Annotated in this window: 13 protein-coding genes; 1 reads left to right on the top strand and 12 read right to left on the bottom strand. The window is 62.5% G+C overall.

What is annotated here, in order from left to right; translation table 11 throughout:
* The first annotated feature begins 129 nt into the window (after positions 1-129).
* Positions 130-1422, top strand: a complete 1293-nt coding sequence (locus ACJ8HT_RS09850; RefSeq protein ID WP_016928730.1) for a citrate synthase — start codon at positions 130-132, stop codon at positions 1420-1422.
* Positions 1423-1479: 57 nt separating this feature from the next.
* Here the strand turns inward: ACJ8HT_RS09850 and nei are convergent, their stop codons facing one another.
* The 12 genes from nei to ACJ8HT_RS09790 all read right to left on the bottom strand — a co-directional run bounded on the left by nei (position 1480) and on the right by ACJ8HT_RS09790 (position 11777).
* Entirely contained in the window at positions 1480-2271 is a 792-nt protein-coding gene (gene nei / locus ACJ8HT_RS09845) for an endonuclease VIII (RefSeq protein ID WP_069100738.1), read from the bottom strand.
* Positions 2272-2324: 53 nt separating this feature from the next.
* Positions 2325-2969 carry a pyroglutamyl-peptidase I gene (gene pcp, locus ACJ8HT_RS09840; RefSeq protein ID WP_060423632.1) on the bottom strand — a complete coding sequence of 215 codons (645 nt, stop codon included), beginning with the start codon at positions 2967-2969 and terminating at the stop codon, positions 2325-2327.
* Between the two features lie 8 nt (positions 2970-2977).
* Entirely contained in the window at positions 2978-3997 is a 1020-nt protein-coding gene (locus tag ACJ8HT_RS09835; RefSeq protein ID WP_197652245.1) for a DUF979 domain-containing protein, read from the bottom strand.
* A complete protein-coding gene (locus tag ACJ8HT_RS09830; protein WP_016928734.1) occupies positions 3994-4725 on the bottom strand; it encodes a DUF969 domain-containing protein in 732 nt (243 codons plus the stop codon). Before ACJ8HT_RS09830 ends, ACJ8HT_RS09835 begins: the two co-directional genes overlap by 4 nt.
* Before the next feature lie 62 nt (positions 4726-4787).
* Complete coding sequence (gene pxpA / locus ACJ8HT_RS09825; RefSeq protein ID WP_060423628.1) at positions 4788-5528, bottom strand: 5-oxoprolinase subunit PxpA; 741 nt, start codon at positions 5526-5528, stop codon at positions 4788-4790.
* Positions 5518-6450 carry a 5-oxoprolinase subunit PxpC gene (gene pxpC, locus ACJ8HT_RS09820; RefSeq protein WP_060440510.1) on the bottom strand — a complete coding sequence of 311 codons (933 nt, stop codon included), beginning with the start codon at positions 6448-6450 and terminating at the stop codon, positions 5518-5520. The genes pxpA and pxpC overlap by 11 nt, the downstream gene beginning before the upstream one ends.
* Entirely contained in the window at positions 6444-7100 is a 657-nt protein-coding gene (gene pxpB, locus ACJ8HT_RS09815; RefSeq protein WP_004939909.1) for a 5-oxoprolinase subunit PxpB, read from the bottom strand. Before pxpB ends, pxpC begins: the two co-directional genes overlap by 7 nt.
* A 159-nt stretch (positions 7101-7259) precedes the next feature.
* On the bottom strand, positions 7260-8003 hold the full coding sequence (locus ACJ8HT_RS09810) for a type 2 GTP cyclohydrolase I (protein WP_025301873.1): 744 nt from the start codon (positions 8001-8003) through the stop codon (positions 7260-7262).
* An 18-nt stretch (positions 8004-8021) separates the two neighbouring features.
* Positions 8022-9002, bottom strand: a complete 981-nt coding sequence (locus tag ACJ8HT_RS09805) for an MBL fold metallo-hydrolase (protein ID WP_197652246.1) — start codon at positions 9000-9002, stop codon at positions 8022-8024.
* A 22-nt stretch (positions 9003-9024) separates the two neighbouring features.
* Complete coding sequence (phrB, locus tag ACJ8HT_RS09800; RefSeq protein WP_194572717.1) at positions 9025-10455, bottom strand: deoxyribodipyrimidine photo-lyase; 1431 nt, start codon at positions 10453-10455, stop codon at positions 9025-9027.
* Positions 10456-10470: 15 nt separating this feature from the next.
* Positions 10471-11427, bottom strand: a complete 957-nt coding sequence (locus tag ACJ8HT_RS09795; protein WP_197652247.1) for a YbgA family protein — start codon at positions 11425-11427, stop codon at positions 10471-10473.
* Positions 11428-11567: 140 nt separating this feature from the next.
* Positions 11568-11777 (bottom strand): YbfA family protein, encoded by a 210-nt coding sequence (locus ACJ8HT_RS09790; RefSeq protein WP_004939916.1) that lies wholly within the window; start codon positions 11775-11777, stop codon positions 11568-11570.
* Between the last annotated feature and the right edge of the window lie 277 nt (positions 11778-12054).

The following is a 12054-nucleotide window of genomic DNA, read 5'->3' as shown; positions in this document are numbered from 1 at the left end:
TACCCGCGCACAGTTGCGCAGTCGCTCACAGAGTTAGCGTCCGCACCATTTTTTTGCGGGCAACCTGCAGAGATTTAAGGTATTTCAGTTGTTAGTGGTTTTTAAAATAAGGCGCTAAGGAGACAGTAAATGACTGATAAGAAAGCGACGCTAACCATTAACGACAGCGAAGCTCCGATCGAACTGGGCGTATTGACACCGACACTGGGCCCTGATGTCCTCGATGTCCGCGCTCTGGGTTCCAAAGGTTATTTCACATTTGATCCCGGCTTTACCTCCACCGCTTCTTGCGAATCCAAGATTACCTTCATCGACGGCGACAAAGGCGTGCTGCTGCACCGCGGCTTCCCTATCGAGCAGCTGGCGAAAGAATCTTCCTACCTGGAAGTGTGCTACATCCTGCTGTACGGCGAGACCCCAACGCCGGAAGAGTTCGAGACCTTCAAGACCACCGTCACCCGCCACACCATGATCCACGACCAGATCACCCATCTGTTCCGTGGTTTCCGTCGCGACTCGCACCCGATGGCGGTGCTGTGCGGCGTGACCGGCGCGCTGGCGGCGTTCTACCACGATGCGCTGGACGTCAACAACGAGCGTCACCGTGAAATCACCGCGTTCCGTCTGCTGTCCAAAATGCCGACCGTGGCCGCGATGTGCTACAAATATTCCCTGGGCCAGCCGTTCGTTTACCCGCGCAACGATCTGTCCTATGCGGGCAACTTCCTGCACATGATGTTCGCCACCCCGTGCGAAGAGTACGTGGTGAACCCGGTGCTGGAACGCGCCATGGACCGCATTCTGATCCTGCACGCCGACCATGAGCAGAACGCCTCTACCTCTACCGTGCGCACCGCCGGCTCTTCCGGCGCCAACCCGTTCGCCTGCATCGCGGCCGGTATCGCCTCCCTGTGGGGACCGGCGCACGGCGGCGCCAACGAAGCGGCGCTGAAAATGCTGGAAGAGATCAAGACTGTCGAGCACATTCCGGAATTCATCAAGCGCGCCAAGGACAAGAACGACTCCTTCCGCCTGATGGGCTTCGGCCACCGCGTGTACAAGAACTACGATCCGCGCGCTACCGTGATGCGCGAAACCTGTCACGAAGTGCTGAAAGAGCTGAACAAGAAGGACGACAACCTGCTGCAGGTCGCAATGGAGCTGGAGCACATCGCGCTGAACGACCCGTACTTCATCGAGAAGAAACTGTACCCGAACGTCGACTTCTACTCCGGCATCATCCTGAAGGCGATGGGTATTCCTTCTTCCATGTTCACCGTGATCTTCGCCATCGCGCGCACCATCGGCTGGATCGCCCACTGGAACGAAATGCACGACGAAGGCATCAAAATTGCCCGTCCGCGTCAGCTGTACACCGGCTATGCCGAACGCGATTTCAAATCCCAGCTGAAAAACAAGTAAGCCGCTTTCCCGGCTGAAACCGCACAGCGCCGCCCCTTCGGGCGGCGTTTTTTTTGGTTATTTCTGGCAGCCCGGGCACCAATAAAACGGCCGCGACGACAGTTCGGTACGCACGATCATCCCACCGCAGCGTTCGCAAGGCTCGCCGCTGCGATGAAACACCTTGAAGCGAAACAGCGCGCCGTGATGCCGGTTGTCATCCGCCTGCCCGCGCGTCTGGTAGGAAAGGCGCGGCACCGCCAGCAATGCCTCCGCCAGGTGGCGCAGCGCCTCTGGCGTCAGATCCTGCGGTTTATGCTGCGGCGCCAGTTCGGCCTGCCACAGGATCTCGGCGCGCAGATAATTGCCCAATCCGGCAAGAAACGCCTGGTCGAGCAGCATGCCCCCCAGCTGCCTGCGGCGAAAACGCGGCGTCAGCAACCGCTCCGCCACATCGTCTACCGTCAACGACATGTCCAACACGTCGGGGCCGATGCGTTGCAAAAACGGGTGTTGCTCTATCTCCTCGCGCGGCCCGACGGTAATGTCGGAAGCGCTATAGAGCAATATCGCGCTGCGGGCGGTTTCCAGCCGCACCCGCAGATCGCGCTTGGTCTCCGGCGTTTCCCCTGCCGCCGCCACTTTCCACACGCCGTACAGCTGGTTGTGGCTGTACATCGTCAGCCCATTGGAGAAATGGGTCAGCAGCGCCTTGCCACGCGGCTCAATGGCGACGATGCGCTCGCCGAGCAGACGCTGGCGATAGTGTTTCAGCTGGGGAAAAGCGAAATCGACGGCGGTCAGCGGCTGATCGATCACCGCCGCCGCCAGTTTGTCCGCCGCCCGGCGAATCTCCGGTCCTTCCGGCATAGACCACTCCTTGCGTAGACCCGGCGCAGCCCGATGCGCCGGGGATGACATGATTAATGCGTCGCGCCGCCCACCACTTTCAGATCGTGCTCCACTTGCAAAGCGATGGAAACGGCCAGCTCCAATGCAAACAGCACCGTCGAGGCCGCCATGCTCGGCGCACCGGGGTGCGCCGCCGCCTGTTCCGGCAGGTACGGGATATGGATAAACCCGCCCTTGACCTCGCGCTGGCCGCTCAAACGGTGCAGCAGGCCATACATGACATGGTTGCACACATAGGTGCCGGCGGTCTGCGAAACGGAGGCCGGAATGCCGGCCTCGCGCATCGAACTGACCATCGCTTTAATCGGCAAGGTGCTGAAATAGGCCGCCGGACCACCGGCGACGATCGGCTCGTCCACTGGCTGTTGCCCCTGATTGTCGGGAATGCGCGCATCGTCGACGTTGATCGCCACCCGCTCAATCGTGATATCGGTGCGGCCGCCGGCCTGGCCGATAGCCAGCACCATCACCGGCTGCACCTCGTCGATCGCCGCATTGAGCGCGTCCAGCGCCGCGCCGAACACGCACGGCAGCTGGCGCGCCACGATGCGCGCGCCGACCAGCTCCATATCATTGAGCTGCTTCACCACTTCCCAGGAAGGGTTGAGGCGCTCGCCGCCAAACGGCTCAAAGCCGGTAATCAATACTTTTTGCATCCTTACTCCTACAGGAACATCAGGAAATACAGCAGGAACACGTTAACCAACAGCAGCAGCACGCCGGTCGGCACCTGCGCCTTGATCACCGCATTCTTGTCCGGCAGCTCCAGCAGCGCCGCCGGCACGATGTTGAAGTTCGCCGCCATCGGCGTCATCAGGGTGCCGCAATACCCCGAGAACATGCCGATCGCCGCCATCACCGCCGGGTTGCCGCCGTGCTGCAGCACCAGGATCGGAATGCCGATGCCGGCGGTAACGATCGGGAAAGCGGCGAAGGCGTTGCCCATCACCATGGTCAGCACCGCCATACCGATAGCGTAGACTGCCACGGCGATAAAGCGGTTATCGACCGCCAGATACTCCTGGGTCAAATGCGAGATCGCGGTGCCAACGCCGGCGACGGTAAACAGCAGCCCCAGCGTGGCAAGGATCTGCGGCAGAATGAACGCCCAGCCGATCGAATCCAGCAGGCGCCTCGCTTCCTGTATCGGCTGCAGGGCCTTCTCATGGGTCATTTTCACCGCGATCACCAGGCCAATCAGGCAGCCGACGGTCATCGAGAACAGCGTGATCAGCGTCGCGTGGTTACCGCTGCCGAACACCGCGCTTTGCAACTCCGGAATGTTGTTGAACAGCAGCACGCCGATCACCGTCACCACCGGGATCGCCAGAGCGGGGATAAACAGCTTATTGCCCAGGCGCTTGGCGCTGGCCTCGCGCTCCTGCGGCGTTCGCTGGTGATAGCTGCCGAGGCGCACGCCGCCGAAGCCGGCAATCAGGGCCATCACCACCACCACCCCGCCAACGATGATGTGCAGCATGCGTTTCTCGTTGCTGCCTTCGCCCAGCACGTCGCCCAGCAGGCGGTAAGTCCAGTCGCCGACCAGGAACACCAGGCCGTACAGCCCCCAAAACAGCCCGGTGGTGATGCGGCGCGGGTTGGCGCGATCGCGGAAGGACATCACCGCCACAATAAGCAGCACCGCGCCGGCCAGCCAGTAGAGATATTGTTGCTGGAAGTTCATCGTGCCTCCCCCTTCGCCTGCAGCGCCGCCTGATTCAGCTGCGCCAGCTCGGCGCTCAGCTGCTTATCCATCCGATACAGCCGAAACGCGTGGATCAGGAAAGCGAAAATCGCGGTCGGAATCCCCCACAGCGCGATATGCAGCGGCTCGGTCTGAATGCCGCCGGACTCCAGCATAAAGTTGTGCATGAAGATGATCGCGCCGAAAGCGACGAAGATATCTTCGCCGAAGAACAGCCCGACGTTGTCGGTCGCGGCCGACATGGCGCGCAGACGGTGGCGGGTGCGCTCCGGCAGCTCGCCGTAGCGGTTTTCCGTCGCCCCTTCCGCCATCGGCGCCAGCAGCGGCCGCACCATCTGCGGATGCCCGCCCAGGCTGGTCAGCCCCATCGCTGCGGTAATCTCGCGCACGAACAGGTATACGATCAGCAAACGGCCGGCGGTGGCGCTTTTGATCTTGGCGATCCACGCCTGCGCACGCTCTTTCAGCCCGTGGCGTTCCAGCAGGCCGATCACCGCCAGCGGCAGCAGCAGGATCAGCGGCAGGTTACGGGTGTTGAGAAAGCCCTCGCCGAGCTTTTCCAGAATGACGTCCAGCGGCATCAGCGCCGCCAAACCGGTGATGATGCCGGCGGCGATCACCACCAGCACCGGGTTGAAACGCAATACAAACCCGACCACGATGGCGGCGATGCCGATCAGTGGCCAGAGATTCACGGCCTGTTCCATAGTCTTCCCTCGATATTTTCTAATAGTTTTTTGCTTGTGATGTTGTGTCTTGCTTTATTGCTTTACTGCTCCGCGCTGACGCGGATCCCCTGCTGAACAAAACTGTCCCGCAGCTTGCGCGCATACGCCAGCGCATGCTCGCCGTCCCCATGCAGACAGACGGTTTCCGCCTGAACGGCGGTCCAGACGCCATCCACGCTGCGCACCCGGTGATGGCGCACCATCTCCAGCGTTTGCGCCAGCGCCTGTTCGTCATCGTCGATCAACGCCCCCGGCAAACCGCGCGGCACCAGCGTGCCGTCGGCCTGATAGCCGCGATCGGCGAATACCTCCTGCCGGGTGGTCAGACCGAGTTGTTCCCCGGCGCGGATCAGCTCGCTGCCGGCAAGCCCCACCAGCCGCAGCGCCGGATCGACCGCCTGCACCGCCCGGGCGATCGCTTCCGCCAGCGCCGGCTCAACCGCCGCCTGGTTGTACAGCATGCCGTGCGGCTTAACGTGCACCATCACCCCGCCCTCGGCACGGGCGATGGCCGCCAACGCCCCGAGCTGATACACGACCTGCGCGTACACCGTTTCCGGCGGCAGCTGCATGCGGGTGCGGCCGAAGTTCTCCCGATCGGGAAAACTCGGGTGGGCGCCGATCGCCACGCCGTACTGCAATGCCCAGCGCACCGACTGACGCATGGTCTGCGCATCGCCGGCGTGGAAGCCGCAGGCGATGTTGGCCGAACTCACCAATTGCAACAGCGCCTGGTCGTTGGCGCAGCCTTCGCCGAGATCGGCGTTCAAATCAACGATCATGTAACCCCCAGGCAATCTGTCGAAGGAAGAGATCCTGCTCAGCCTTGGCGCGCTGCGCCTCCGTCAGTGAGCAGAGAACGAAGTGGATCGGTTCGCCGAGACGGATCTGCGCCAAGTGGTAGAGATCGGCCTCGATCACGCAGGCGATACGCGGGTAACCGCCGGTGGTTTGCGCATCGGCCATCAGCACGATCGGCTGGCCGTTGTGCGGCACCTGCACCACACCGGGCAGCAGGCCGTGCGAAAGCATCTCGCGGTCGGTGGTGCGCTCCAGCGGCGTGCCGCCGTGCAGGCGGTAGCCCATGCGGTTGCTCTGCGGGCTGAGCTGCCAGGCGGTGCGCCAGAACGTGTCCTGCGCCTCTTCGCTGAATTCGGCGTACTCCGGCCCCGGCAGCGCGCGGATGCGGTTGGTGAACAGCAGCTGCTTCACGCCGCAGCGGTGTTGCGGCAGCGCGGTGGATTTACCCAGCGGCAGCCGATCGCCGTCCTTCAGGTTACGGCCTTCGTGGCCGCCAAAGGCGGCTTTCATGTCGGTGCTGCACGAGCCCAGCATTTCCGGCACGGCGATGCCGCCCGAGATCGCCAGGTAGCTGCGCATGCCGCGTTTTGGCGTGCCCAGCGCCAGCCGCTGCCCCTTTTTCACCGGGTAGCGCCAGCCGGTCCACAGCGGCTTGCCGTCCAACTGCGCGTCGCAGCCGGCGCCGGTCAGGGCGATCCAGCCAGGGCGGGTAAACTCGGCGCTGAACTGGCCGAGGGTGATCTCCAGCCCGGCGGCCTCAGGCGCATTGCCCACCAGCAGGTTGGCGATCTTCAACGCCGGTTGATCCAGTGCCCCGCCGGTGCTGATGCCCAGACGGCGGAATCCCTCGCGGCCCAAATCCTGCACCGTGGTATAGATGCCGGCACGCAGAATAATCAGCATACGCCCTCCTTCTGCGGCACGAAGCGCACGTTATCGCCCGGGCGCAGCAGCGTCGGCGGCATTTCATGCGGATTGAACAGCGCCAGCGGCGTGCGGCCAATCAGCTGCCAGCCGCCGGGCGTCACCAGCGGATAGATGCCGGTCTGGCCGCCGCCGATGCCGACGGAGCCGGCCGCCACCGCCAGACGCGGCTCAGCGCGGCGCGGCGTCGCCAGCTGTTCCGGCATACCGCCCAAATAGGAGAAACCCGGCTGAAAGCCGAGGAAATAGACCACGTAGGCCGCCGCCGCGTGGCATTCCACCACCTGCCGCGGCGTCATGCCGGTATGGCGCGCCACTTCATCCAGATCGGGGCCTTGCTCCCCGCCGTAGACCACCGGAATATCCACCTGGCGCGATTCCGGCGTCAGGCTCTCTTTGCTTTCCCAACCTTGCTGCAGCAGCGCGAGCATCGCTTCGGCGTCGGCCTGCGGCGTATGCAGCAACAGCGTCAGGTTATTCATCCCCGGCACCACTTCCCGCACGTCGGGGTGGTGATTCAGCTTTTCCGCCAGCGCCCAGATGCGCTGCTGGCTCGGTAAGGTCACCGGCGGCGACAGTTCAAGCACTACCGCTCTTTCACCCAACAGGTAATAACGTGCTTGTTGCACCCTTATTCTCCTTATTATTATCGCGATGAAAAACACACCAGTTATGCGTGACGCGGCCCCGGCTGTCAATAGAACGCAACCATAAGGAAAATAAGGAAATAGCGCGGTAAAAGGATTCAGCCGGCGCACAGGCCGGGCTGGATCCGGGGAAGAAAAAAATCAGGCGGGATTCGGGATATCGATAAAGGTCACATCAAAGCCGTGGTGCTGCGCCAGCCAGTCGCCCAACGCCTTCACGCCGCCGCGCTCGGTGGCGTGGTGGCCGGCGGCGAAGAAATGCACGCCCATTTCGCGCGCGCTGTGAATGGTCTGCTCAGACACTTCACCGCTGATGAACGCATCGACGCCGAAGCGCGCCGCGCTGTCGATAAAGCCCTGGCCGCCACCGGTGCACCAGGCCACCCGGCGAATGTGCTCAGGCGCGTTATCGCCGCAGTGCAGCACCGCGCGCCCCAGCCGGCTTTCGATACGCTGCTGCAGCGCTTCGCCGGTCAGCGGCTGTTCAAATTCGCCGTGCGGCACCAGCGGCTCGACGTCGCCAATCACCCGAATGCCCAGCGCCTGCGCCAGCTGCGCGTTGTTGCCCAGCACCGGATGCGCGTCCAGCGGCAGGTGGTAGCCGTACAGGTTGATGTCGTGGGTCAGCAGCGTTTTCAGGCGGTTGCGCTTCATGCCGCGCACCGCCGGCGCCTCGTTTTTCCAGAAATAGCCGTGGTGCACGATAATCGCGTCGGCCTGATGCGCCACCGCGGCGTCCAGCAGCGCCTGACAGGCGGTGACACCGGTCACGATGCGCTGCACGTGCGGGCGGCCTTCTACCTGCAATCCGTTGGGGGCGTAGTCCTGAAACGCCGCGGCGTTCAGTTCCGTGTTGATCAGTTGTTCCAGATCGAGGTTACGCATTCTCTTCTCTCTTCATAGTCAAAATATCTGCCGGTCGCCCTGCGCCATCAGGATGAATTTCACGCCCAGATCGTTGCCCTGCGCCAGCTGTTGCTCAATGGCGGCGCGCGTGTCTTCGCCCTGCTTCAGGCTGGGCTTGATGTGGCTGATCACCACCGGCAAACCGTTCAGCGAGCCATCGCCGCCGCTGTACTGCGTCAGGTTCTTCAGCTCCTTCAGCAGCCAGGCCGGCGTCAAATGGCCGTACAGATGTTTATCCTCCACCCCGTTAGGGTAAGAGGTTTCGATAATCATGCCCTTGAGCTTCTTCTGCTCGACAAGCGGCCCCAGCGCGCGCCATACGGTATCGAGATCGCGCGACTGCTCGACCTTATCCGGCCCGGTATCGCCGAAGTAGGCGAAGAACTCGTTGCCGTTGGAAATCAGCAGCATCGACGACGGATAGCGATCGTGGCTGAGCGGGTACATCACGCCGGTTAATCCGGTCAGGCCGAGGGTAAACCGCTGCTGCGGCCGCACCGTTTGCAGCCGGTAAGTGCCCAGCCGCGAGCCGTTGCCGGCGTCGGTAAAGTTCGGCCACGCCTTCCAGTTGAAGTAGTGATTACGCAGGGTCAGTACGGTGTCCGCCTGGGCGTAAACGGTTTTTTTATTGTCCTCGGGCGAGCCAACGATCAGCCCCGCCACGTGGTCCAGGTGGCCGTGGCTGATAAAGTAGCTGCCGATCAACTGCCGGAACACATAGCCCTGCGGCGTGTAAGGCGCGGCCAGCTCGGGCGTCACCTGCGGGAAGCTGCCCTTCTCCAGCCCTTTGGCGATGCCCGGCAGCAGCGAACCGGCGTCCAGCGCCACATACCGCGGCTGATTGTCGCTGCGGATCAGGTAGGAGGTCAGATTGCCGTCGCTGACGCCGCCGTCGACGCCGAGCGCCACCACGTCAAAGCCGGCGATCGCCAGCGCCGAATAGCCGCTCAGGCACAGGGCCAGCACCTTTTTCATCATTGCATCGCTCCTTGCAGTTGCCTCAAGACTCTCCCCGTTTTGCCGCCTCAAACGCCGCCAGCGTCTCCAGCCGGGCTTGCTTATGGTCGACGATCGGCAGCGGGTAGTTCAGCGTGCATCGCTGCTTTTCCGCCCAGCGATGGGGATGATGGATGTCATTGTCGGGCACATCCGCCAGTTCCGGCAACCATTTACGGATAAAAGTGCCTTGTGGATCAAAACGTTCACCCTGAGTCGTCGGGTTGAAGATGCGAAAATACGGCGCAGCGTCGGTGCCGGTAGAGGCCGCCCACTGCCAGCCGCCGTTGTTGGCCGCCAGATCCCCATCCAGCAGTTGCGACATGAAATAGCGCTCCCCGGCGCGCCAGTCGATCAATAGATCCTTCACCAGAAAACTGGCGCTGATCATGCGCAGCCGGTTGTGCATCCAGCCGGTGGCGTTCAGCTGGCGCATGGCGGCATCGACGATCGGGTAGCCGGTCTCGCCCCGCTGCCAGGCGTGCAGCTTCGCCGCGTCATCGCACCAGCGCACCTTGTCCGTCCAGGCAATAAACGGCCGATGGCGGCACAGATCGGGATAGGCCACCAGCAGATGGCGATAGAACTCGCGCCAAATCAGCTCGTTGAGCCAGGCGAAGGCACCGCTTTCGCGATCTTCCAGCAGCTGCGGGCATTCGGCGCGCAGGCGATTGAAGCACTGGCGCGGCGACAGCACGCCGATCGCCAGATAGGGCGACAGGCTACTGGTGCCGGCGAGGGCCGGCAGATCGCGCTGCCGGAGGTAATCCTGCACCTGCTCGCGGCAAAAGGCGCGCAGCCGCTGCAACGCAGCCTCCTCGCCGGCGGGATAACCATCCCCAGTCTCCGCCGTAGGGTAATCGAACGCCGCCGGCGCCTCAGGCGCAGGCAACGCGCCACCGGCACGGATCTTCGGCGCCGGCAGGCAACTCACGTCGGACTCGGTCAGGCGTTGAAGAAAGGCGTTGCGAAACGGCGTATAGACCTTGTACATCTCGCCGCCGCCGGTGAGTACGCTGCCCGGCGGCAACAGCAGGCTGTCATCGAAACCGTGGCACCTCACCCGGCCGCTCAACCGCTGTTCCAGCCGCGCATCGCGCCGGCGTTCGTTCAGTTCGTACTGGCGATTGTAGAACAGCGCATCCACCTGCTCCCGCTCGCAATAGTCCGCCAGCCAGTCGATCGACGCGGCAAAGTCCGCACAGGCATGGCAATGCAGCGCAATGCCCTTGTGCGCCAGCGCCTGCTGCACCGCCTGCAGGCTGGCGTGGATCAGCGCCGCCTGCCGCGGCGCCATCTCATGTTGCCGCCACTGCTGCGGCGTGGCGATAAACACCGCCAGTACCCGGGCTTCGGGATCGCTGCAGGCGGCGTGCAGCGCGTTGTTGTCGGTGATACGCAGATCGTTACGCAACCAGACCAGATGCGTGGTCATAAAACTCCTTGTCAATCAATGGCCGTAACGCAAACGCAGCGCCTCCGGGTAAGGTTCGAAATAGCGTTGTTCCGCCAGATAGCGATCGGGGTATTCCGCCATGTAATGCTTGAGCAGCGCAATCGGCGCCAACAGCGGCTGCATGCCCTGCCGGTAGCGGTCGATCAGGTGCGCCAGCTCCTGGCGCTGAGCCGTACTGAGCTGACGGCGGAAGTAGCCCTGCACGTGCATCAACACATTGGTGTGGTTGCGGCGCGTCGCCTTGTGCGCCAACAGCGCCATCAGGCGGTTGCGGTATTCCACGGCGAAGGCCTCCAGCGAGTCCCAGCGGTGAATATCGGCGACGAAGCGCCCCAGCTCGCGATACGCCGGCTGCGAATGCGCCAGCAGCGACAGCTTATAGCGGCTGTGAAACGCGATCAGCCCGCCGCGGGTCAGCCCCTGACGCCACAGCATGTTCAGCTCGTACAGCGCATACACCCGTTCAATGAAGTTTTCCCGCAGTGCCGCGTCCTGCAATCGTCCATCCTCTTCCACCGGCAGCCATGGCATCTGGCGCAGCAGTTCGGCGGTAAACAGACCGACGCCGTTTTTACGCGAGTCCTTGCCGTTTTCGCTGTAGACCCGCACCCGTTCCAGGCCGCAGCTCGGTGACTTGGCGCAGACGATATAGCCGCACAGATGCTGCAAGGCCGCCACGCGCTGCGCGGAGAAGCCGCGCATCTCCTCGGTCAGATCCACGCCGGCGTCGTTGCTGTAGCGCATCGCCGGCCACGACTGCGCCTGTTTCACCAGGCGCAGCGCCGGGCGCGGCGTGGGCAGGCCAATCGCCATTTCCGGGCAAACGGGCTCAAAGCGCACATAGGGCGCCAACTGTTCCACCGCAAAGGCCAGCCGCTTGTGACCGCCGTCGAAACGCACCGCTTCGCCCAGTAAACAGGCGCTGATACCGATAGGGATCTTGTCGCTCATACCGCTCTCCCGTGTTGTTGGCCGATGAGGAAAGTGTAGAAGAATGGCTTGCCGAATACGACCTTGCGCTTGATCGGGGCGGCTATAGGCATAAAAAAACCCCCGCCGCAGGGCGAGGGTTTTCGTGAATCAGCAGTGGCTCAGTAGAAATCGCAGGACGCCAGTTCCGCCTGCTGCAGCCAGACCGGCTTATCGCTGGTTTTTGACCAGACGCGGTGCAGGTAGCTGTAAAAACGCCCGCGATCGCTGCGGAACAGCATCACCGGCAGGGCCAAAATGCCCGCGATGACCACTGCGCTGCGGCGCAGGAGAATCCGATGCAGTGAATAAGCGTGATAGGTAGTAGACATGCGAACCTCCTTAAAAACGCCTGCCGTTGATTTGTCAGGGAAAACGGCGTCGGCGTATCAAATGAACAATCGGTAATTTGGTAACTGAGCAAAATTTTAGCGCACTTGATGAAAGTTTACTACTCATCCGACCACTAAATCGCGCAAAAAATCGCTAATCGTCGCAGCGATCCGTAATTTTGTTACAGTCAGGTTAATTTTTAACTTACCATGGGTTACATTGTGGTTATTATCCGGTTCGTTATTTCCCGCTTACGCCCGTTCGCCCTCCCCCATC

Origin of the sequence: Serratia sp. CY44782 (genome assembly GCF_052168715.1) — a bacterium.
Classification (GTDB): domain Bacteria; phylum Pseudomonadota; class Gammaproteobacteria; order Enterobacterales; family Enterobacteriaceae; genus Serratia; species Serratia nevei.
The sequence above is the reverse complement of the archived record's forward strand: the minus strand, read 5'-3'. Positions and strand labels throughout refer to the sequence as shown.